The 423-nt window shown below is 61.2% G+C and carries 1 protein-coding gene; it reads right to left on the bottom strand.

Going from position 1 to position 423, the window contains the following annotated elements; all coding sequences use genetic code 11:
* On the bottom strand, nt 1-423 hold a 423-nt coding region (locus D7Y13_RS43585), incomplete at both ends, for a 7TMR-DISMED2 domain-containing protein (RefSeq protein WP_208734685.1).

The following is a 423-nucleotide window of genomic DNA, read 5'->3' on the forward strand; positions in this document are numbered from 1 at the left end:
ACATGAAGATCAGATTCATGCAGACCGACAGCAGCGCAGCGCCCAGCAAAACGCCGATGGCCGTGTAGTCTCGCTTTTGGAAACGTTCGAACCCTATTGGTTGCCACACGTCCATCTCTACCCGGAGCGGGACGCCTGCATTGCTGAGCTTCAGGTAGTAATCGCGTGGATCTAGCGAAACATCCATCGGAAAGACGAAGTTGTGGTCGGGGACTGCGCGGTCTGCGAAGGGCTGGCGGTCGCCCAGATGGGTCTCTGCGTAGCCGCCGTGGCCGTCGGGCGCATAGAGCGTGGCGTCGTTGATTCGAGGGGGGCGTAGTCGCAACAGCCATCCGGCCACGGTCTCAGGCGTGCGCTGCAATGTGAAGCGCACCCACACCGTGTCCTGCGTGAAGCCCTTTTCCACGGCACCAGGCAGATGGC

The sequence above is a fragment of the Corallococcus praedator genome, from assembly GCF_003612125.1.
In the GTDB taxonomy this organism is placed as follows: Bacteria; Myxococcota; Myxococcia; order Myxococcales; family Myxococcaceae; genus Corallococcus; species Corallococcus praedator.